This is a genomic window from Paenibacillus selenitireducens (assembly GCF_002021565.1).
Taxonomy (GTDB): domain Bacteria; phylum Bacillota; class Bacilli; order Paenibacillales; family Paenibacillaceae; genus Paenibacillus_K; species Paenibacillus_K selenitireducens.
On the sequence record NZ_MSZX01000024.1, the window covers coordinates 17258 to 38999 of the forward strand.

Annotated in this window: 18 protein-coding genes, 1 pseudogene and 1 other annotated feature (1 of these 20 only partly in view); of the genes and pseudogenes, 15 read left to right on the forward strand and 4 right to left on the reverse strand. The window is 42.0% G+C overall.

All coding sequences use genetic code 11. The features are described 5' to 3' along the window. Positions 1 to 162, forward strand: a binding site (T-box leader); it begins 78 nt to the left of the window's first position. A gap of 44 nt (positions 163 to 206) precedes the next feature. From gltX to BVG16_RS30980, 7 genes are all read left to right on the forward strand, one after another. Then, entirely contained in the window at positions 207 to 1865 is a 1659-nt protein-coding gene (gene gltX / locus BVG16_RS30950; RefSeq protein WP_078503056.1) for a glutamate--tRNA ligase, read from the forward strand. A gap of 648 nt (positions 1866 to 2513) precedes the next feature. Next, positions 2514 to 3098, forward strand: coding sequence for a TetR/AcrR family transcriptional regulator (locus BVG16_RS30955; protein ID WP_078503057.1), 585 nt, complete (start codon positions 2514 to 2516; stop codon positions 3096 to 3098). A 121-nt stretch (positions 3099 to 3219) separates the two neighbouring features. Next, positions 3220 to 3804 (forward strand): permease, encoded by a 585-nt coding sequence (locus BVG16_RS30960; RefSeq protein ID WP_078503058.1) that lies wholly within the window; start codon positions 3220 to 3222, stop codon positions 3802 to 3804. Positions 3805 to 4217: 413 nt separating this feature from the next. After that, positions 4218 to 6137: a copper amine oxidase N-terminal domain-containing protein gene (locus BVG16_RS30965; protein WP_078503059.1), complete on the forward strand. Its 1920-nt coding sequence runs from the start codon at positions 4218 to 4220 to the stop codon at positions 6135 to 6137. A gap of 1660 nt (positions 6138 to 7797) precedes the next feature. Next, positions 7798 to 8457 (forward strand): Crp/Fnr family transcriptional regulator, encoded by a 660-nt coding sequence (locus BVG16_RS30970; RefSeq protein ID WP_158081848.1) that lies wholly within the window; start codon positions 7798 to 7800, stop codon positions 8455 to 8457. After that, positions 8454 to 9179 (forward strand): nucleoside phosphorylase, encoded by a 726-nt coding sequence (locus tag BVG16_RS30975; RefSeq protein ID WP_233147221.1) that lies wholly within the window; start codon positions 8454 to 8456, stop codon positions 9177 to 9179. The genes BVG16_RS30970 and BVG16_RS30975 overlap by 4 nt, the downstream gene beginning before the upstream one ends. A gap of 4 nt (positions 9180 to 9183) precedes the next feature. Beyond that, positions 9184 to 9879 carry a nicotinamide mononucleotide transporter gene (locus tag BVG16_RS30980; protein ID WP_078503062.1) on the forward strand — a complete coding sequence of 232 codons (696 nt, stop codon included), beginning with the start codon at positions 9184 to 9186 and terminating at the stop codon, positions 9877 to 9879. A gap of 126 nt (positions 9880 to 10005) precedes the next feature. Here BVG16_RS30980 and BVG16_RS30985 read toward each other — a convergent pair whose 3' ends face one another. After that, complete coding sequence (locus BVG16_RS30985; RefSeq protein WP_078503063.1) at positions 10006 to 10395, reverse strand: carboxymuconolactone decarboxylase family protein; 390 nt, start codon at positions 10393 to 10395, stop codon at positions 10006 to 10008. A 287-nt stretch (positions 10396 to 10682) separates the two neighbouring features. On the opposite strand from BVG16_RS30985, the gene BVG16_RS30990 reads away from it, so the two are divergent. After that, on the forward strand, positions 10683 to 11507 hold the full coding sequence (locus tag BVG16_RS30990; RefSeq protein WP_233147223.1) for an alpha/beta fold hydrolase: 825 nt from the start codon (positions 10683 to 10685) through the stop codon (positions 11505 to 11507). A gap of 286 nt (positions 11508 to 11793) precedes the next feature. Here the strand turns inward: BVG16_RS30990 and BVG16_RS30995 are convergent, their stop codons facing one another. Further along, complete coding sequence (locus BVG16_RS30995) at positions 11794 to 12630, reverse strand: MerR family transcriptional regulator (RefSeq protein ID WP_158081849.1); 837 nt, start codon at positions 12628 to 12630, stop codon at positions 11794 to 11796. Positions 12631 to 12972: 342 nt separating this feature from the next. Between BVG16_RS30995 and BVG16_RS31000 the strand changes: the two genes are divergently transcribed. From BVG16_RS31000 to BVG16_RS33015, 3 genes are all read left to right on the forward strand, one after another. Next, positions 12973 to 13461, forward strand: coding sequence for a GyrI-like domain-containing protein (locus tag BVG16_RS31000; RefSeq protein WP_078503065.1), 489 nt, complete (start codon positions 12973 to 12975; stop codon positions 13459 to 13461). 540 nt (positions 13462 to 14001) lie between these two features. Further along, positions 14002 to 15102, forward strand: coding sequence for a phosphotransferase enzyme family protein (locus BVG16_RS31005; RefSeq protein WP_078503066.1), 1101 nt, complete (start codon positions 14002 to 14004; stop codon positions 15100 to 15102). Between the two features lie 97 nt (positions 15103 to 15199). Further along, a complete protein-coding gene (locus BVG16_RS33015) occupies positions 15200 to 15397 on the forward strand; it encodes a hypothetical protein (protein WP_078503067.1) in 198 nt (65 codons plus the stop codon). A gap of 44 nt (positions 15398 to 15441) precedes the next feature. On the opposite strand, the gene BVG16_RS31015 is transcribed toward BVG16_RS33015, so the two are convergent. Beyond that, positions 15442 to 16158 carry a glycosyltransferase gene (locus tag BVG16_RS31015; RefSeq protein ID WP_078503068.1) on the reverse strand — a complete coding sequence of 239 codons (717 nt, stop codon included), beginning with the start codon at positions 16156 to 16158 and terminating at the stop codon, positions 15442 to 15444. A 369-nt stretch (positions 16159 to 16527) separates the two neighbouring features. Between BVG16_RS31015 and BVG16_RS31020 the strand changes: the two are divergent. Next, positions 16528 to 16917, forward strand: a pseudogene (locus BVG16_RS31020) (ATP-binding cassette domain-containing protein); the annotation flags it as partial. Beyond that, positions 16918 to 17685 (forward strand): ABC transporter permease, encoded by a 768-nt coding sequence (locus BVG16_RS31025; protein WP_078503069.1) that lies wholly within the window; start codon positions 16918 to 16920, stop codon positions 17683 to 17685. It abuts the pseudogene before it with no gap. A gap of 117 nt (positions 17686 to 17802) precedes the next feature. Here BVG16_RS31025 and BVG16_RS31030 read toward each other — a convergent pair whose 3' ends face one another. Next, positions 17803 to 18654, reverse strand: a complete 852-nt coding sequence (locus tag BVG16_RS31030) for an aldo/keto reductase (RefSeq protein ID WP_078503070.1) — start codon at positions 18652 to 18654, stop codon at positions 17803 to 17805. Between the two features lie 171 nt (positions 18655 to 18825). On the opposite strand from BVG16_RS31030, the gene BVG16_RS31035 reads away from it, so the two are divergent. Both BVG16_RS31035 and BVG16_RS31040 read left to right on the forward strand, forming a co-directional pair. Next, a complete protein-coding gene (locus BVG16_RS31035; protein ID WP_078503071.1) occupies positions 18826 to 19719 on the forward strand; it encodes an AraC family transcriptional regulator in 894 nt (297 codons plus the stop codon). 251 nt (positions 19720 to 19970) lie between these two features. Then, a complete protein-coding gene (locus BVG16_RS31040; RefSeq protein WP_078503072.1) occupies positions 19971 to 21710 on the forward strand; it encodes a Rieske (2Fe-2S) protein in 1740 nt (579 codons plus the stop codon). Positions 21711 to 21742 lie beyond the last annotated feature (32 nt).

Genomic DNA, 21742 nt, shown 5'->3' on the forward strand with positions numbered 1-21742 from the left:
TTAATGAATGAAGCCTTGGAGCAGTAGACCGAAAAATTGGAGTAGGTCTACCGGGGATTTCCCGTTAAAGAAATGTGCGGCAAGATAATGAATTGCTGCATAATGAGCGGGTTTTTAACCAATTTAGGTGGTAACGCGGAAGCACAGCCTTTCGTCCTTTAACAGGATGAAGGGCTTTTTATTTTGAACCTATAGGGGGTTATGATATGTCAAATGAGAACATGGCAGAACTGTTATTTCCGGATGTTCAACAGTTACCGACTGATATTTATTCACTATATCCGCCAAGAAATTTGTCTACATCTGCTATGGTGACACGTTTTGCACCGAGCCCAACGGGTTCATTGAATATTGGTGGGCTTTACGCAACTTTAATATCGGAGAGATTAGCCCACCAAAGTAATGGGGTATTTTTCCTGCGAATCGAAGACACAGACAAAAAACGCGAAATAAAAGGCAGCCTCGAAAACATTATCAATTCATTGTCATACTTCGGGATTCATTTTGATGAGGGACCTACCTTATCAGGTGATGATAAGGGTGCTTACGGACCCTATAAACAAAGCTCACGAATACAAATCTATAAGGTATTTATTAAGCACTTCGTGCGAAATGGATTAGCATATCCTTGCTTCTGTGATACGGACGATTTACAAAAGATAAGAATAAGCCAGCAGAACTTAAAAGTAACAACAGGTTATTATGGTCAATGGGCTAAACATCGAGATATTTCTTTTCAGCAAGCCAAAGAAGACATTTTAAATGGTAAACCGTTTGTTATTAGACTTAAATCTTTAGGATCATCAGATACGAGGATAAAGTACCATGATTTGGTGAAAGGTCCGATTGAGATACCTGAAAATGACCAAGATATTGTTATTATGAAAACGGATGGTTTACCAACATATCACTTTGCTCATGCCATAGATGATTATCTGATGGGTACAACCCATGTCATTAGGGGCGATGAATGGCTTTCATCTGTGCCTATCCATATTCAGTTGTTTGAAACCTTAGGTTTTAGAATACCGGAATACGGACATATTGCTCCAATAATGAAGCAAGTCGGCGCTTCTAAACGGAAATTCAGTAAACGTAAGGATCTTGATGGTACCGCTGAGTATTACAAAGAACAAGGATACCCAGGAATGGCTATAAGTGAATACTTCATGAATCTCATCAATTCTGACTTTGAAGAATGGAGGATGGCAAACCCTCATAAATCATTTAGAGACTTTTTTATCTATGCGGATAAAATGAATGCCAGTGGTGCCTTATTAGACATGAATAAACTGGGTGATATCAGCAAGGATGTTATCTCAAGGCTCACGGGTAAACAAGTATTGGACCATTTATACACTTGGTCAAAGGAATTTGATTCTGAGCTATATACTTTAATTGACAAGAATAAGGAATACACTATAAACATTCTAAATATAGGGCGAACCATTGAGAAGCCAAGAAAAGATTATTCTAAGTGGTCAGATGTGAAGACAATGATTGCTTTCTTTTATGACGAATTGTTTGAAAAGGATGTATTGAGTGGCTATAAGTTACCTAAAAATGTAAGTTTTGATGTTGCGAAAGAAATTGTACTTGGTTTCAGCAAAACTTATAGGTTTAATAATGAAAAGGAAGCTTGGTTCCATGAAATTAAAGAACTTGCTGAGGAACTCGGATTTGCAAAGGAAATGAAGCAATATAAAGCCAACCCTAACAGTTACAAGGGGCATGTTGGTGATGTAGCGATGGTAATTAGGGTCGCTCTAACGAACAGAACCAATACACCTGATTTGTTTGATATTATGAAAGTAATGGGCGAAAATAGGGTTTTTGAACGAATGCAGAGATTTATAAGGATTTAAAGTAAAATGACCGGTCGGAATGCCGGTCATTTTTTTCGTATAGGATGAGAGGTGAAAAACAACTTATTTTTTACAAAAAGACAATGAGAACTATATAGTGTGTGACACCAAATATATTTTATGTCAGACGACAAGAACATATAGACATTAATAGCCTCTAAAATTGCGGCATTTTTGTTTTAAGTAAATAAGTTCTTGTCCTAACTCAATGACAAGAACTTATTTACTTTTCCGTAATTGACAAGAACTTGTAAACTTAGGCGATTAGATAATTATCTAATCAATTTTGATGATTGAGTAGATGGACTCGCTTCACTGCGGCTTCTCATCTGTTCGCTGAACCAACGGGCAGGATAGAAGGGTACTTTGAAATATTGTAATAGCTGAATAGTGCGTTGCGTTAGTTTAATAAAGCATGTTAAAAAAGGATGGACAAGATTCACAATTGGTAACCTGTAGATCTAAACTCATCCTTTCTACTAAGTTTTCACTGAATTCGCAGTGTGAAATAGTTGATGCAAGTTCTCCACTTGAAATGAGGTAAATAATGGTTGCCAAAACTAATACCATTAGTTATTATAAAACTAATGGTATTAGTTTTATGATACACAAGGAAATGAACCATGAATTTAGAACGGAGTATATCAAATGTCCCCAAGAATCGGAGCAGATTTGAACACAATCGTACAAACAGCCGTTGTAATTGCTGATCAAGATGGGTTTTATGAAGTCACATTGGCTCGTGTGGCCCAAAAGTTAAATATTCGCCCTCCTTCCCTATATAATCATATCGATGGTTTACATGGGCTGCGTAAGCAGATGGCAATTTACGGTTTACATGAGCTGTATGCCGTATTATTACAAGCGAAAGCTAGTATAAAAGATGGGGATCAAGGGCTGCACGCGATCGGCGAGGCTTATGTAAATTTTGCTCGCAGGCATCCGGGTCTATATGAAGCCACGATGCAAGCTCCTGATCCGAGTGATCCCGAGGTTGAACGTGCGGGTGAAGATATCGTGATGTTTGCAGTTCATCTCTTAAGTAGCTATGGGTTGGAAGGAGACGAGGTGATTCACGCGACACGTGGTTTACGCAGTTTCCTGCATGGATTTGCCACCCTGGAACAAAAGGGAGAGTTCCGAATGCATCTCCAACGGGACGAAAGTCTTCATGTGATAATCGATACGTTTATCGCTGGAATCCGTAAAATGGGTACAAAATGTAATGAATAAACGACTTATATAAAGGGAGCGAGGAGAATGAACTTTATTTTGTTTATGATTCTTTTTGTAGCTGGTTGCGGTTATGTAGATGCTCGTGCACGACGGTTGCATGAAAAGGGAGGGAAGTAACATGTTCGCAGGTCATTTTGGTCTTGCTGCAGCCGTAAAATCGAAGGCACCACAGATACCGCTATGGGCGCTTATGCTAAGTACGCAATTGTTAGATGTCGTCTTTATTCCATTTCTTCTAACCGGGAAGGAAACGATGGAACCGATATCAGGGGAGACAGGGTATGGCGCAAATATGATTCATGCTGATTATACGCATTCTCTCATCGGAGCATTGTTTATTGCAATGATTGCCGGATGGGGTGCATGGCGGTTGTGGGGCAGACGAGGCGGAGTTATCACTCTATCGGTGGTGTTTAGTCATTGGATTCTCGATCTTCTCGTACATCGTTCGGATCTTCCCATACTCCCCGAGAATTTCGGAAATCTTCCATTGCTTGGCTTTGGATTATGGAAATATCCTGTTATTAGTATTACACTCGAGATTATCTTGCTCGTCAGTGGTATTATTCTTTACTATCGATCATTCTCCAGAATAAACGAGCATCGCCAGGGACGTCGTTGGGTCATTGCATCGACTGTGCTCATGGGATTCATGTTCTTGATGGCCATTGCGACAGACGTATTTAATCTTTCACTAGATTGATCCTAATAAACCATAGATAAAAGCTACACTAACTAGACGATTCTGGAAGTTGAGTGAGAGAGTTCTATAGCAGTACCTTTGCAACGATTTATGATGCCACGCGGTTGTCGACAGCAGCTATCATTGAAGGCAAGTTTGATAGGTTTTTAGGTTGAAGAATAATAATTGAAGTGAAGGGAATCGCCTATACATGTTCTTATCATTTAAGTATATATGTTCTTGTCACCGATTTCTTTGTTATATGGTTACAAGTTCTTGTCTTTTGTTAGGGACAACGAAAGCCGTTACCTATGAATAGCGGCTTTTCATCTGTTTTTTGGAAAATACGCAACATTTATGATCCTCAATCGTCTAATTGTTGATTGACCCATAATTAATAAATTCAGAATTATATTGGACAGGAGGATATATCCTTGCTTCGTAATTCACGACGGCTTATTCTAACATGCACCGCTGCACTAGTTATCACTTTATTTCATCCATCATCCGGTTCATCTGCGGTTCATGCCGCAACCAAAGCTTCAGTATCTGAAAGCATCAAGGTTACCTTTAACGGGAGCGAATATAAACCGAAGACCGCTCCATTCGTCAGCAACGGGTCTGTGTACCTGCCGGTAAGAGATATGGGGGAGCTGCTCGGAACCATGGTCGCCTGGAATTCATCAGCCAAAACGGTGACGATGAACTATCCTGAGCTGACCGTGAAACTTGTTTACGGCTCGAAGAATGCAGCGGTCAACGGCAAAACGGTCGAATTGACGGCGCCTCTGCTCATGGTCGAAGGCAGAATTTTTGTGCCGCTGCGGTTCTTCTCCGAGGCTACCGGTGCAGGCGTGAAATGGGAACCATCGCTGAAGACGGTCAGCATTACGCGGGTCGATGATTTCATCAAACCACAGGTTTGGAGCGGCATTTGGTTGAATCGAAAAACCGGCGATCTGTATACCGCCCGGGATGAGCAATCCCCAGCTGTTCTTATCGGGAAGCTAGATGCCTCCATCAAAGGCAGCGTTTCCTTCAATGCAGGGGGGATCGGCGGCGGGAGCGGTTCGGTTCTCACTATTGTTGACAATTACGGAGAACCTCATGTTCAGTATGACGCATACGGTATTCTCATTCAAAACAATAAGATCGTCAGTCAGAAGAAAGCGAGCTACTTCCAGCGTTATGAGCAAAATGTGAGTTATTTTCAAGTCTATAATCCAAAAGGATGGCTCCAGTATTCGGTGCTGACCGATGGCAAGATAGTGACCGTATTCAATGAGCAGGGTAAAGCGGTCAAGGAATATGATCTGCCCGCGCTTGCAGGCAAGGATGAGGTTTATTCCGTACTTATGGTCGGCGAGGATTATTTAGTCGTTCGGCCGAACCGGACCGGACTCCTCACCTTGATCGACCTTAAAGACAATACAACGGTGGTACTTGCCGACAAGCTTCTCTCCGGAAAGGATTTGGAATATGCCCGCAGCAACGATGTCCCCTATCACGGGGACGAGTTGAAATTCGCCGGCGATATGGGGCATGGCACACTGAATTTCTCTTACGATAGTCCGGTCGACAACAAGAAAGACAACTATGTCCGTTTGTCTTATGATCGGCCATCCTACGAGGAAGAGAGGAATGCATTGCCCAAAAATCGCAGTGTCAGCGAATTGGCTTCCGGATGCATGCAGGAGACCATAAAATCAGTGGATATGCAGGACGGGGATCTCCAATATATCCCTCTGATTGGAGACAACAAAGAGGACGGGAAATCCATTAACACCGTCTGCGGCATTTTGAAAAAATTCGCATCCAAGGGCGTACAGGAGACAACAGGCCCCCCTGTAATAACGGAAACTTTTTTTCATGGCATGGGAATCAGTTTCACTGAAGGCGACTCTTTGCAATTGTATGCCGTTTCTAAAGGGTTGGCCATCGATCTTGAAGGCAATAAACGTCTCGTTCTGAACGACAGCCAAGCTAACCGTGATTTTGAAAATCTGAAAGTTCAACCCCCTCGTATATCGGTCGGACCCAATCCGGCCAGTATTGGAGAGACGCTTCATATCACAGGCGCAAATGGTGAATATTGGAGTGAATCAAGCGTAGTATCCGTCTACTGGATGCCGACCGACAGCTACTCCAACACGGATAAAAAATCGCTTCTTATCTACACAGGGACGGCGAAGTTCGGCCGCTATGATATTAAATTCAAAATGCCGGCTTCAGGGAAAGCTTCAGACGGTACAATGAAAAAAATCCCATTGGGCAAAGGCAGGATCAGCGTATACGATTCGTCTACGATCGAGCTGCTGCCTGCGGCAGCTTCATCGGCGAAAACAGGAAAATAGTTGGGGGCGCCCGTCAAACCGGGCGCTTTTTTTGTGTCCCAAGTGCTTCGCTTAAAAGGGTGGTATTAAATGTAAGATAGAGGAGATTCGCATAAATGCCCTCACTTCGAGATAGACCCGTGTATTACGAGGTTTCCGGGAGTAATCAGGGTAAACTCACGTGACAGGTCGTCCGATGTCGGATGACAAGAACATTAGCCGAATGAAGTCTACTTGAATTGCGGGCTTTATTTATTATCGGATCAAGTTCTTGTCATTTGTCAATGTCAAGAACATTGTCCGATTGCCGACGAGCTTTGCCGGTCGGCAGCCTGTTTAACGAACGGGAAAGAAAGTTGAAAAAAGGAAAATTACGATGGGTGGAGAATAAGTTGTTGTCGAAGATTGAGCTAACGGAGAACTATAGCTTAATAAATAACTAAAACGCGGCTGCCGACATTGATCGGCAGCCGCGTTACGCTAACTGGCAGTTATGTTCAACTAGAGCGTTCAGATTCCCATCTGGACACTCTCACATGATACTTGTCCACGCAGTTGAACTAGCTATTGCATACGATACACCATAATCAAATTCGATTAAGGGAGGTGTATCACGTTGTCATGTTCGTGTGGATGTCGGAGAAAGTTCCACAAAAAGAAACGTAACAAATCTGACCAAAATCGCATGATCAGTACACGAATTGGAGATGGAATGCTGTCTGTTCCATCATTTATATGTAAAGGTCGTAAACGTCTTCGCAGTACAGAAATAGATTCTGTAACTTTATTCCATAATCGCCATTTTACGATCACCGAAATATCAATCACAGGAAGTGCCGAACCATGCACTCCATTAATCGCTGTAGGAAAAAGCTTTACCGACGCCAGGGTTTGTCTGTTGAAAAATGGTTTTGAAGCAGTGGGGGTAACAGAAATACATGTGAGATTTGTAAGATTCCGCCACAATATGGGTCGGAAACAATTATGATATATCCTACGACATTCCCGTCAATACCCACGTCCAAGTTCAGCTATCGAACTCCAAGACCCATAAGTTGGGTCCTGTGGTTTTGGAGAACACATTGGAAAACTGCCATTAACTATTCGACTAGTGATAATGAACGACGACACTAGCTCCGTATCGTAGCAACGTAGATTTACATTGTCCTTAACCTTACTGCACTATAGGATACGTTAGTGGAAAACCCAACTAAGACGCGGTTGCCAGCACAATTCGGCAGCCGCGTTATGCTAACGGGCAGGAAAGTTGTCGGGTGACAAGTACATATATCGTTTGCAGATTGAGGACAAGAACAAATTTGAAATTTGAGGGCATTCACCATACAAACAAGGGTAGGTGAATAGCACACAAGTGGGGCCGAATGGCTGCCGCTTTTTTGTGCGACGGGTAATTGCAATTTTAGCGATAGGAGGTTCGTTTTTTTTAGTGCTCATACAGAATAAAAAACGCATAGAATCAGCACCATGCGCCAGACTAAAAACAATGTAGACATTTGTCTACCAAAAAACATGAAAACGTTTTCCTTCTTCTCCATTATGAAGATAATTGACGTTTAATTCACAGGGTCTTCCTTGATACAATATTAGTGAAATGTTGAACGAATTCGATTATCAATTTCTGAGTCCATACTTTGCCGCTACGGAAGAAAGGAAGATATGTGTGAACAGACTCATTGAGATTATAGAAAGTTCTCCAGAAATTGCAGAGCTTCTAAAACACTGCCCCTATTCGGTTCTTAAAAAGTTTCAAGTCAAAGAGTACGCAAGAGGAAGGTTTAAGCTTGAGCAGGGAACCATCTATTCAGAAGTCTACATCATTGTTCAAGGGAAAATAGACATCTTTATTCTAAGCGATTCGGGTCGGAAGATCACGCTTGACATCTATGAACCAGGAAATATTATTGGCGAGCATGAGCTTCTTCAGGAAATACCTTTTAGCTCTTCCGTGCAGTCTTTAAGTGATGTGGTGTTATTAAAATTGTCTCGAGAATCTTTTCTCGAATGGATGGAATTAGACCGAGGCTTCGCCAGAAATTTGACAGAATCATTATGTAAACAAATTTATCATTTAAGCAAACGAATCGAGTCGTATAGTTTGTTCTCCACGAAGCGTCAAGTTGTTGCGGTGTTAAGTTCTTTAAGCAAGAGCGATTATATAGAAAGAAAGACGCTATTAAAAAGGATTAGTTCTACGCCACGCAGTGTCGATCGCGTGTTAAAAGAACTGAAAGATTTAGAGTTGATTGAAATGGATAACGGCGTTATTAAATTACGGAACCCAAACTTATTGATTGAGCTGGGTTCAAAGGAGTGGAAATGATGGAAAAACAACCTCATATTCAGCTGGATGGATCGTTGGCTGTCAAAAAAGCAATTGTGGTAGGAGATCCCGCTCGAGTAGATATTGTGAAATCGGTTCTGGAAAATCCACAAGATATCACATACAATCGAGAGTTTAAATCTGCGATCGGTACCTTTAAGGGGCACAAGATTCTAGTCCTGTCGACCGGTATTGGTGCACCTTCCATGGTCATTGCTTTAGAGGAGCTAAAAGCGATTGGTGTCGAATCCGTGATTCGTGCCGGAAGCTGCGGTGCGATGGACAGCAGTTTTAAGGTTGGTGAAATTATGGTCGTAACGGGCGCTGTTCGTGATGAAGGCTTAACTGAAAAATATGTTCCAAAGGATTTCCCGGCCATTCCATCAAGTGAGCTACTGATGCGGGCAATGAAGCAAACTGAAATTCCAGTGAAGACTGGAATCGCAAGAAGCCATGACGGTTTTTATATGGACAACAACATGGAAGTAGAAGATTTCTGGTCGCGTAAACAAGTTTTAGGCGCAGATATGGAGACAAGCGCTCTCTATATTGTTGGCCGTTTAAGAGGACTTCGAACCTTATCGATTCTCAATAATGTCGTGCCTTATATGGAATCTCTGGCAGATGGGGTCAATGAATTGGTTACAGGAGAATCACAAATGAAAATCGGAGAATTGCAGTCTATCAAATTGGCATTAGCAGTTCTAACCGAGGAGGAGTAGGCGTATGAAACAAGGAGTTTATAAAGTTTTAAAAAGCAAAACGTGGGACACATTATGGCTCATATTTGGGATCGTTCTGGTGATGGCTAGTTCTTTTTATAGTTATAGCGGTACCTTTGATCTCCTTCTCGTCACCTCATTTATTGGCGGTATTCTAGGTATGGTGATCGTGTTGCTCTTCGCCAATCAATATGGGAAAACGGCCAGTGGTTTGGGTGTCGTTGGAGCTCTATTCGATACGTTTAATAACTTTAGATTCGGCTTGCTAGGAAATGTTTTCGTAGGGATCTACTGTACTGCGCTGTACGCCAAAGGCTTCCTGACGATGGGAAAAGAAATTAAAGTCACGAAAGTAACGAAATCCAATTTATATATTTCAGCAATGATTGCTTTGGTTGGTTCTGTTGTTCTCTACTTCTATGGCGGTACGATTCTTCCAGCTGATGCACCGATGTGGGTCATCGTGTTCAACGTTTTAGTTTTCCTAGTCCAAGTTATTTCGCAATATTTGATGGTAGAGGGTAAAGCTATTTCTTGGATCGGTTGGATTCTTGCTAACTTTATTAACTTGGCTCTGCAAATATATATTGTTGTTCAAGGTAACAGCCCGACGGCAATGATTTACTTGTCCATGACCATTATGTTCCAACTGAATTCCATTAAGGCAGCGATTCTATGGTATGGATACGGCGAAGAATAAAACATATCCTTGAAACCATGCATAGTCTTAGAATCAAGGGGAACTTGTCATATAGACATGAATAGCAATGAAGTCAGGCTGCCAATTTCCTGGCAGCCTGTTCCGCTAACGGGAAGCATAGTTGTTTCAATTCATAATTTTCAAATTCCGTTCCTCAAAAATTTGTTTGGCGACAAAAACAGCATTAAGAACTCTTGGAAACCCAGTATAGGGAATGCAATGCATAATCGCTTCAATTACTTCATTCGGTGAAAGTCCTACATTAAGAGCTGCGTTGATATGCACGTTTAGCTGTGGCTCGCATCCGCCTTGTGTTGTAAGCGATGCGATCGTTATTAGCTGACGTTGTTTGAGATCAAGAACTTCCCTTGCGTATATCTCTCCAAATGCAAATTCAACGACGTATTTTCCCAGGTCGGGAGCAATGTCCCTCATCGATTCAATGACACGTTTTCCTCCTTCACCATCTATTTGCATTAATTTTTCCCAACCCCGTGTATAACGTTCATTTGACATATATTTTTCCTCCTCGTGAGTAACTTGAATTAAATGTTACACTTTAGAGTGCACTCTAAAGCAATGCCTTTTTTGAAAATAACTATTGCTCATTACGTTGCGTAATATGATTAAATCATAAATAAAGATGCGATTAATGAGCTGGAAGAAACTTGTACTGCAGGCAGTTACAAATTCTTAATGGTGTTGATTCTAAGGGGGAACGAGTTATTTTGATAAAAAGTGAAACAGGTCATTTTACTTCTAAAGCAGGAGAAGCAGAGTTTAAGAACGCTTATAATGAAGCAATGGCACTTATCCCAAAGCCTAATGAAACAAAGGATATCCAAACTAAATATGGTACAGTTCGGGTTTATTACTTTACTGAAGAGAAAAACAGGGACAAAGAGCCTATCGTATTGCTTCCTGGACGCTCAGCTTCTACACCGATGTGGGAGCCGAATTTGGAGGGGCTAATGAAGGAAAGGCCTATCTATGCAATTGATTTACTCGGGGAGCCTGGAATGAGCATACAGATAGTTGCAATTGACAACCGGCAGGTACAAGCTGAATGGTTAAATCAGGTGCTTGAAGAGTTAAATTCAGATAGAGCTCATATTGTTGGAGTTTCAATAGGGGGTTGGACTGCAATAAATTTAGCGAGATATTACCCCGAAAGAATAGCATCTATTAGCCTTCTAGATCCAGTTTTTGTATTCGCACCCATTTCACTAAAGATGATTGCTTTATCAATTCCGGCATCTGTGCCAGTTATTCCCCGAGCTATCAGAGAAAAGATGTTAAGCTATATTTCTGGAGGTGCTAAGGCTGATAAAAGTGAACCGATTGCAAAGTTAATAGAATCAGCAATGAGAAACTACAAGCTTAAGCTTCCGGCTCCTGATCAAATTCGTGTTGAAGATTTGAAAAAGATTGATCTTCCTATTCTTGCATTAATGGCTGAAAACAGCACAATGCATAATTCGAAAAAGGCAGTTGAAAATGGTAAAAAATATGTAAAAGATATTGATATCGAAAGCTGGCCTAATGCCTCACATGCGATAAATGGGGAGTATCCTGAAGAAGTAAACAGCAGAATACTGGTATTTGTAAAAAAGCATTCGCGGGACTAGGGTCAGTGGGTGCAATATGAGTCGTGCCTTCCGGAGGAGCCTTGACGACAACGCGCCTTCGATCGTTCGGATCCTTGTCCCTGACCAGATATATTCTCCTAGAGTAGCAGGAGGAGGGAGAATGAGATTAGAGGCATCACCAAAGCCGATCCGCCCTCCATAAGCCAAATAAATATAAGACAAAAGAAATACAACCACCCAAATAAAAGCTGCATATCCAGCTCACGTTTTATTCGAATATGTGGGACTTATTTTAAAAGATGAGTTTTTGCTCGTAATCATTTTATTAGGGAATCTCCTCTGATAGTATTTGGCATTTATCGTATTTACGTTTTAAAGAGCTGTATTCTTTGCTGTCCTTGGGTCGGGACTTTAAATAGTGCTTCACCGATAGATCAATAAAAGATTGAGATGCATCCATGAGATCGCGGTCTCCCTCAGGCCATGAAGCTCGATCTCCTTGAATCTGTGCAAAAGCATGGATTCGTTCATCATCCCCTTCGGTTACTTCCAGTACTATTTTCCACCAAGCCTCGGCTAATTCTTGTGCAACCGGATCTTCCGGTGCCATCCCGGACTTGGCAAGCGCCACGGCTTTCAATGCTATTACTCTCCATGTATGATAAAAATCGAAGGCTTCTTTTTTGGCAAAATGTTCACCCAACATTTCCTTCAGGCGGTCACTGAAAGTGTATTGCCCCCAATCCAACAGATTACTGTTCCTTAAGGTTCGGATAAAACCGGTTATCAACTGCCACGACGGGTCGTTTCCAGCTGCAATGGCAGTCCGAAATGCCTCGATCGAAGCAATGCTTGCATGAGCGTCTTCTATTTTTCTATAGAGTACAACCTCTTGCTCATGCAGGATTTGATCGATCTGAGATAACTTCGGACGTTTAACCACTTTGTCGCGTATTTCTTGTAAGGAAAATCCTAATGATTTATAAAACATGATTTGTTCTAAACAGAGCATGTCTTCCTTGGTATAATAACGTCGTCCACCATCAGTACGGCCGGATGTCGGTAAAAGCCCGATATTGTCGTAGTGCTGAAGGGTTCTTACGGTTACACCGGTTGCCGCGGCTAGTTCGCCGATCAAAAAGATTTTGTCTGTTCCGTCCATGCGTCTCACCTCCTTACCATTACACCACATAACGTAACGTAATGAGCAAGGAATTTTTATTTTATAGAGGTTCTTGCCCTAACTCAATGACAATAACTTAAATACTTCTCCGAAAATGACAAGAACATGGATACTTGACCGATTAGATAATTATCTAATCATTTTTGATGGTTGAGTGGAGGGACTCCCTTCATTGCGGTTCCTCATCTGTTCATTGAAGTAACGGGCAGGATTGTTCAATCAATTCGCGAATAATTGACGAATGGGTAAAATCGCTAAGTACAACTTCTACAAAAAGTTCAATGAAATTTTCTCAAATCAGATTCATTAAGGAGGAAGTACATGAAAGCAACCATCATCGAAAAGCCGTCCATGACATTAATCGGTTTTGCGGCTAACGTAACTCTCTATGATGTGCAACAGAATCGGACAACGCTTAATCTATCGGCGAATTTCATGGAAAGAAGAGCGGAAGTCAAAAGTTGCATTAACGAAAGAGAAGTATTTGGTCTTAGTACGGATCCTGAAGATTATAATCCCGAAACGGATCTTTTTGAATTTTTTATTGGAGTTGAAGTTTCTTCGACCGAGGACATTCCGGATGAAATGGTCGTTAGAGAGATCCCAGCTAATACTTATGTTTTATTTACATTCAATGGTCCTTTCGAAAATGCAGGTGCCGTACATGCTTATTTATACTCTACGTGGTTAAAAGAAAGCGGATATGAACTCGCTGGGCTATATAATATCGAAATCTACGATGAAAGAAATCATGGTCCCGAGTCTGCGGAGTCCGTTACGGATATTTGCTTTCCCGTTCGCAAGAAGTAATGGCATTTCGCAAATGTGGATTAAGCTAACGAGAAACGAGAGTTTAGGGACTTGCTTGGAGGCAGCTCCTTTTTGCTTTGTTGAAGTAACGGGCAGGATAGTTGAATATAATCAATTTTTACATCCTCCAAACCTGGGTGGGGTGATAGAATTAATCTAGTGCCTCAAAACATGCCGTTACAGTATGCGCGCAAACCGTGTAATAAAATCACGCATTGATATTAGTAGAACCCAATATCTATTACGGTCTATCGAGGCAACTTGATCCATCGTTTCGTTGGACGTACTATCTACCGTCTATGCGCGTAAAGAATCTGAACGATATTCCTGATGGCTTTATAGGCGACACGTTCCCAGCTTCCTTGGATAGCGAAGTATTCTTCGAAAAAATTGATACGGATGCATATGCATATGATGGCCAATATTGTCAAATGGAATGGTTTTCGCCCATCCGAGTGAGATATTATTAAAATGATCAAAAAAGTCCATTGCGTGTGCCGCTATTGTGGTATGTTCTTTTTGTATAGTAATAATAAATAGATGTTTGTACGAAAAGGAGAGATAGTTATAAATTATAACGAGGTTGTTTCAATCGGCGATACCTATTTACTTGCAGTAGTATCAGAGTTGTTCGGATTAGAAGGCTATGAAATCCGGCAGATCCCGCCACATGAAGGAGGGAGGAATGTCGTATATACCTGTGAGAAAGAGGGCGTCGACGCAAAAATACTCCGAATCGCTTTCTTACCTGACAGGAGCCGGGAAGATTTTCTGGGAGAAGTTGAGTATATCAGGTATTTATTCGAGCATGGAGGAAGTGTCTCGGATGTAGTCAGCTCTAGGAAGGGAAATCTGCTGGAAGAGATCATCCACAATAACCATACCTTTTTTATCTGCCTGTTTGAAAAGGCTAAGGGGAAAATGCTTGTAGAAAATAATTATCGGTACCGGGAAGGAGCTCCGATTACTGAATATTATTATAATTGCGGTAAAGTCCTGGGGAAACTGCACCAAATATCGAAAGGGTATATGCCTGTCCATCGCCGATATCGTTTTTTTGATAAATACAATGCTGAATATATTGAAAAACTGATACCCGGTTCGTTACCTCTGCTGAAGGATAAGCTGTTAGATCTCCTTAAAACCTTAGAAGGACTGGATAGGGATCGTGAGTCTTTCGGTATGAACCATTTTGATTACAACGATGGGAATTATTCGATAGATTTTGATACCGGGCAAATAACCGTATATGATTTCGATAATTCATGTTACTGTTGGTATATGTTTGACCTGGCAGGTCTCTGGATATCCGGAGTGGGCTGGATACAATTTGAACCAGACGCCGGTAAACGCAAAAAGTTTATGGATGATTATTTTGAAACCGTTCTCACGGGATACAGATCCGAGACCAAGATTGAAGATTCGATGTTGGATAAGGTGCCTTTATTTATTCAGGTGAGTGTCATGGAAAATATTGTGGATGCCTTCGAGGTGATGCAAAACAACGATGAGGAGCCGGCGTGTGACGAGGTGCTGTCGTATCTCATAAAATGCATGGAAGACGATATCCCATATAAGGGATTTTTCCATGAAATTTACTCGTGTGAAGAACCCTTTGAGTATGAAGAACGAAATATTTAGTCTATAGCCCGGACCTGAATCCCATCGAGCAGTTATTCTGTTAAGCTGAATCGCAAAATTCGGAAAGTTGAACAACTCATACCAGCAAAGTGACAGCATGATTGAAATAAGATTAAACATAACCCACCTTTACGCTAAATGGGACAAGGTAGTGAAGGAGCTTGCTATGCTGCAGCTCCTCTTTTCTGTTGAAGTAACGGTGCTCGGCGGAATAGCACCCGATATACATGGGCTCATGGGAATACCAAAAGGAGTCACACACTTTATAGATAAAGACGCTAATGCTGCTCACTAAAAAGCCGTTTTTTTTGTTCTAATTCATATAAACAGGAGTCCTTTTTAATCCCGTCGTGTAGCAATTTTCCTGAATTGATCTGTTTTCGCAATAATGTGTCCCCCCTTTAGTAAATAGTTATCACTCCCTTTCCATGTATGAGATTTTTTATTTTTTCTTCTAATTTGCACATAATTATACGGATTAGGCGCATATATTCTATACCCTTTAGCTCGACATCTACTTAAAAATGAGACGTCTTCTCCTAATGACACATGGGGATATCGTACGTGGTCAAAAACACGTCTTCTAAATAAAATGGTCCCTCCCGCAATGAAACGAACGAACTTATTCTGTTGCTTGGGAAAGCGAAGGATGAGCACTTTTCTTGCTTCAAGATACGCTAGATATGCCCGTTTTCCCACAACATCAGCGTTTGATCGGTGTAAAGCCTTCATTTGTCCGGTTAAATAAAAAGATGAATAGAAATCGTCATCATCAAACTTTGAGATAAACGGGTATTTCGTTTTACTTACAGCATAATTAAGGCAACGACCTAAAGATTCTTTTTCGGCAATCTTATAGACGGAGACATTTTTATATTTCTGAGTCATTTTTCGGTACTTAGCTAAGTTCATGCTATCTTTATTCAAGATAATAATTAATTCTTTTACCGGGTGAAGCTGAGCCTTGTAATTTTTAAGAATATTACTGAAGAAATGTGGGCGATTAGTGCTTGTTATAATAGATACCCCTTGTAACCCGTTAGAAGCCTGGCGCATCTCTCTCACCTCCAAGTCCATCCATAACGGTATATGACCAACCACATAACAATGCCTGTTTGTTTGTTCCTGTATATAAAAAGTATTCTAACGAACGCGACGGCACTTTTTCTACTTCCCAAAATGAGACAAATGTCCGGCGCCCGTCCATTGAGCTAAACGGGACACGATAGTTGAATTGAATTTAGGCTGCCATATGGTGGCCTTTTTCAACTAAAGGGCAGTATTACGCAACAACTTCTTATCATTCTACGTATAATTGTAAATGTTGGTTAGAAAGGGAAGGGAATCTTGCTAATGGTATCAAACCTGTTCAATGACTATAGTTCGAACGAAAGAGTCACAGGAGGTGTGTTCCGATAGACAAGTATTCGCAAACTCAAAAATCCGCGGCAGGTTGCGGACGACTTGCTTACACGCTTCGGCCTGACGGACGCCGCCGATCGCAGGGCGTCTACTTATTCTGGCGGTATGCGCCGCAGGCTCGACATCGCCTTGAGCCTTGTGGGAAAACCGCAAATCATTTTCCTCGACGATCCAACCACTGGGCTTGATCCCGAGGCACGTATCGAGGTTTGGAAAATTGTCAAGGAGCTTGCCGACCGAATCGCCATTTTGCACGAGGGCAGGATTATCGCCAACGGTACGCTCGCGGAGCTGAAAAAGCTGTTCCCATCCGCAAAAGTGGAGTATGTTGAAAAACAGCCGAAATTAGAGGAGATATTCCTCTCAATCGTCGGCAAAAAGGAGGGGAAGTAAATGGAGGCGGCAAAGAAACACTTTTTTAGCGATTTGGGCGTTATGCTTGGACGTTCCATGCGCCATATTTCTCGCAGCATGGACACCATCGTCACGGTCACCATCATGCCGATCGCGATGATGTTGCTGTTCGTCTATGTGTTCGGCGGTGCCATTCAAACCGGAACGGATAACTACGTGAATTACCTGTTACCTGGAATATTACTGATTGCAATTGCCAGTGGTATATCCTACACGGCTTTCCGCCTGTTTACGGATGTGCAGCGGGGCATATTCGAGCGGTTTCACACCATGCCGATTTCACGTTCCACCTTACTGTGGGGGCATGTGCTGACCTCGCTGGTATCCAACGCCATATCGGTTGTCGTTATCATTCTCGTAGCGTTGATTATGGGCTTTCGTTCCTCGGCCGGGATACTTGACTGGCTTGCAGTAGCCGGCATACTCATGCTGTTTACGTTAGCTTTAACCTGGGTTGCTGCTATTGCAGGATTGTCGGCAAAATCGGTGGATGGCGCAAGCGCCTTCTCCTACCCGATCATCTTCCTGCCGTTTATCAGTTCGGCGTTTGTGCCGACCGAGTCGATGCCGTCGGTCGTTCGCGCCTTTGCCGAAAACCAGCCGGTGACCTCGATCGTGGAAGCTATTCGTGCGCTACTGTCAGGTCAACCAGTGGGCAATGATATATGGGTTGCTCTTGCGTGGTGCGTCGGGATTTTGCTCGTAGCCTATTTCTTTGCGATGAGGGTGTATAAAAAGCGGGTGTGATGTAGTTATAGAAGGAAGCAGCAGTCTGGAACTCTATTTTCACGTTAGCTGCTGCTACATTCTATTTCAATGATACGGCATTGTAATCGATATTCCGATCGCCCCTATCCAGGAGAATTAAATATTGAGCTTCCGGGTACCGATCCATTTCACCATTTCTGGATCCCGATGTGAGAAGAACAGACTCTGTTTCGTATCCAATGCAGCGATCGACTCCATATCCTCATTATCTAATGCGAAATCGAAGATATTGAAGTTTTCAATAATTCTTTCTTTACGAACCGACTTAGGTATTGCAACGACTTCTCCATGTGTTAGCCAACGCAAAACAACTTGGGCTACGGATTTATTATACTTTTCAGCTATAGATACCAATACCTCATTCTGAAACAAGTTATTTTTCCCTTCAGCAAAAGGCGCCCAAGATTCGATCTGAACATTGTTCTCTTTCATGAATGCTGCACTTTCGATTTGCTGGTTGAAAGGGTGGGTTTCCACTTGGTTTACAGCAGGAACCACTTCATTATGAATAATCAAATCGATTAGACGATCCTCGTGAAAGTTACTTACGCCAATAGCACGGACCTTACCTTCACGATATAACTCCTCCATCGCGCGCCAGGAGCCATACACATCTCCATATGGTTGATGAATTAAATATAAATCCAAGTATTCTACTTGCAATCTTTTGAGTGATCTTTCAAATGCAATCTTTGTACGCTCATAACCAGTATCCTGAACCCAAAGCTTCGTTGTGATAAATAACTCATCTCTTGCTACTCCACTCCGTATTATCGCTCTGCCAACTGCTTCTTCGTTTTGATAGGAGGCAGCAGTATCAATCAGACGATACCCTGTCATTATAGCGTCATGAACGCTTTGTTCACATTCATTTGCATCTGCCATTTGAAAAACACCAAAACCAAGTATAGGCATCTCAATACCATTGTTCAGAATTACTTTCTGCACGATAAATAACCTCCAGTATTATTAGAATGTCATCTTTATTATGCACCGGGTGAAAAAGAAATCGTTATCCCATTCGTGCCAAATGTTTGCCTAATCCTCTCACTACCTCTTATGAAACAATCAAATATAGGCTATAATCGAACTATAAAAATGACGTTGTGGGAGGGGCCAATGTCTGAAATAATCAGTAAGCAGCAAAACGAACTTGCTAAAATTATTCAACGTTATGTAAGAAACGATGGTGTTCACGCAACCGACATTCCGTCATTATTTTTCATTCGTGACTCTAATGCATCCGTGCCTCGTCACGGCGTTTATAAACCTTCCTTCTGCATTGTGGTTCAAGGGGCGAAAGAGGTCTGGCTGGGAAAGGAACGCTTCATATACAATCCTTCAGACTACCTAATTGCATCCGTCAATTTGCCGGTAACTGCTCAGGTCACCGAAGCTTCTCCTAACGTTCCGTATTTGGGTTTTAAACTTGAATTCACGGCTAATCAAATTCTGGACGTTTTACGTGATTCTGAGATCCGAGTAGGGCCGAAAGATAATGCAAAGCGAGGTATGTTTGTTAGCCGGTTGGAGCCGGAGTTATTGGATGCGGTTATCAGATTAGCTCGTTTGTTGGATACCCCGAAGGATATACCTATACTCTCACCGCTATTTACGAAGGAAATTTTGTATAGAGTTCTGCAAGGTCAGCATGGGGTAAGGCTTGAACAAATTGCAATAGAGGGTAGCTCAGCCCATCAAATAAAGGACGTTATCGAACATATCACCAATAATTATAATAAGTCACTACGGGTTGAGGAGCTTGCGGAAAAAGTGAATATGAGTGTCTCGTCACTACATAGGCACTTCAAAGAGGTAACCGCTATGAGTCCTATTCAATTCCAAAAAGAATTGAGGCTTCAAGAAGCTCGTCGCCTATTATTAACCGAATCAGCAGATGCCACTGATGTGGCGTTTAGGGTAGGTTATGAAAGCCCATCGCAATTCAGCCGTGAGTATTCCCGAATGTATGGCTTTCCACCTAAACAAGATATGAAGCGTCTAAAAGCGTAAAAGATTCTATATGAAACAACTAAAGCCTAAAAGTGTGTTCCCTGACTGTAATAATACAGTCGTCTGACCAATCATGGCCCATCCTCAGCCTAAAGTCGTAGAAAAACTCAACCCAAAGGTTGAGTTTTTTGTGCTATAAGTTGAGTCTTTATACTGACGAAACAAGATTTGAAGCAAGGTAATATAGAGTGGGAAAAGTTGGGATTTATATTTAGCTCTTCGTTAAAAACTCTAATAGGAGGTAGCCTTATATGAATGAACAGTCTAATTGGATTCATGCAGGAAATTTGGAAGCGCTTAAGCAAGAAGGAGTCAAGGTAGTAAAAGGCGGTATTGCCGTTTTTTATCATGAGAACACGGTTTATGCTGTAGATAATCGTTGTCCGCATTTGGGATTTCCACTACACATGGGCAGTTTGTGCGAAGGAATTCTAACTTGTCACTGGCATCATGCTCGGTTTGATGTTTGCAGCGGCGGAACCTTAGATCCTTGGGCAGACGATGTCCCTGTTTATGAAGTGAAGCTTGAAGACGGAGAGGTATGGGTCAATCAGCAGAAGCAATCGAATGATATCGAAAAATATAAGAAGCGGTTGAAGGAAGGTTTAGAGCAGAATATTGGGATTGTTATTGCGAAGTCTGTTGTCGGCTTAGTGGAAGCAAATGTGCCGGAAGCGGATATTGCACGGGTTGGAATTGAATTCGGCACGACATATGGAAGCGGGTGGAATTCAGGATTAACAATACTTACAGCCATGACACGCACACTACCCAAACTTGATAAGCCAGGTAAAATTCTAGCCCTGTACCAAGGTTTGCTGCATACAGCGCGGAGCAGTTCGGGTAGGGGACAGAGGCATTTATTAAGCCCGCTGCCTTCGGAAGACGTGTCAATATCAAGACTAATTGAATGGTATCGAAACTGCATAGAAGTTAGAGATACGCAGGGAGCTGAGCGTATTCTTTTAACTGCGATCCGTAATGGTGCATCGGAGGATCAATTGGCAGAAATGATGCTTATGGCTGTGACAGATCATTTTTACCTTGATGGTGGACATACATTTGATTTCCATAACAAAGCATTTGAAGCCCTTCAATATGTGAATCATGATATGAAGAATAAAGTGCTTTCTTCGCTCGTTCCAATGCTTGGAGCTCCAACTCGCAGTGAGGAATTGCATCAGTGGCAAGCACCTATTGATCTTGTAGCACCTCTAGAAGATGCGTTTGCTAAATTATCACAAAGTCCTTCAGTTGACCATCGACAATTAACTGCGGATGAGGAAGATCAGATCATTCAACTGCTCTTAAGTGATAAACCACTTGAGACAACCCAGCTATTGACCCGCATTATGATTAGCGGAGGGCATCCGGCGCATATCGCTCAGCTCGTTACATTAGCGGCCGGGGAACGAATTGTCCGGTTCCATACGCAGAATGACTTTAGAGATTGGATTGCCGTTCTTCACACGTTCACTTACGCTCATGCTGTACACGAGAGGCTGCGTCATTCCACAAATCCATTACTGATTCGTGCTATATATCACGGAGCAATGAGTATTTATTTGGACCGGTTTCTTAATGTGCCTGCTGCTTCTCGCCCTAAGAATGCTAAGCTCATCGATACTGCTCAGCCTGAGAAATTGTTAGATGTGATGGATCAACGTCAAAATGTTAATGAAGCAGCCCGCTTTGTTGTTGGCTACCTTCATAATCAAGGCAATCCAAAGGAACTTATCAACCAATTAGGCCATGCATTATTGAGAGAAGACGCTGATTTCCACACCTTTCAAATGTATGAAGCGGCTATTGCTGAATACGACACCTGGGATTTAAGGACCGATGAATTTGCAGAACGAGCACGAGAAACGATGCTACTCGCACTAACCCGCTATTTGGCGGCACATGCTCCAACGGCTAGAGAACTGTCGCATACGGCTCAAATCGCTTCGCGTTTGCATCGAGGAGAAAGATTATTTGAAGAGGAATAATGTAATTAAATGATTCACGAACATTTAATTTA

Bases quoted from the DNA above. Each gene is read 5' to 3' on its own strand.
- BVG16_RS30985 (WP_078503063.1), bottom strand. From the start codon at position 10,395: ATGTCAAATGAACGTTATACACGGGGTTGGGAAAAATTAATGCAAATA.
- BVG16_RS30975 (WP_233147221.1), top strand. From the start codon at position 8,454: ATGATGGAAAAACAACCTCATATTCAGCTGGATGGATCGTTGGCTGTC.
- BVG16_RS31035 (WP_078503071.1), top strand. From the start codon at position 18,826: ATGTCTGAAATAATCAGTAAGCAGCAAAACGAACTTGCTAAAATTATT.
- BVG16_RS31015 (WP_078503068.1), bottom strand. From the start codon at position 16,158: ATGCGCCAGGCTTCTAACGGGTTACAAGGGGTATCTATTATAACAAGC.
- BVG16_RS31000 (WP_078503065.1), top strand. From the start codon at position 12,973: ATGAAAGCAACCATCATCGAAAAGCCGTCCATGACATTAATCGGTTTT.
- BVG16_RS31005 (WP_078503066.1), top strand. From the start codon at position 14,002: ATGTTTGTACGAAAAGGAGAGATAGTTATAAATTATAACGAGGTTGTT.
- BVG16_RS31040 (WP_078503072.1), top strand. From the start codon at position 19,971: ATGAATGAACAGTCTAATTGGATTCATGCAGGAAATTTGGAAGCGCTT.
- BVG16_RS31025 (WP_078503069.1), top strand. From the start codon at position 16,918: ATGGAGGCGGCAAAGAAACACTTTTTTAGCGATTTGGGCGTTATGCTT.
- BVG16_RS30995 (WP_158081849.1), bottom strand. From the start codon at position 12,630: ATGGACGGAACAGACAAAATCTTTTTGATCGGCGAACTAGCCGCGGCA.
- BVG16_RS30960 (WP_078503058.1), top strand. From the start codon at position 3,220: ATGTTCGCAGGTCATTTTGGTCTTGCTGCAGCCGTAAAATCGAAGGCA.
- BVG16_RS30980 (WP_078503062.1), top strand. From the start codon at position 9,184: ATGAAACAAGGAGTTTATAAAGTTTTAAAAAGCAAAACGTGGGACACA.
- BVG16_RS30990 (WP_233147223.1), top strand. From the start codon at position 10,683: ATGGCACTTATCCCAAAGCCTAATGAAACAAAGGATATCCAAACTAAA.
- gltX (WP_078503056.1), top strand. From the start codon at position 207: ATGTCAAATGAGAACATGGCAGAACTGTTATTTCCGGATGTTCAACAG.
- BVG16_RS33015 (WP_078503067.1), top strand. From the start codon at position 15,200: ATGATTGAAATAAGATTAAACATAACCCACCTTTACGCTAAATGGGAC.
- BVG16_RS30955 (WP_078503057.1), top strand. From the start codon at position 2,514: ATGTCCCCAAGAATCGGAGCAGATTTGAACACAATCGTACAAACAGCC.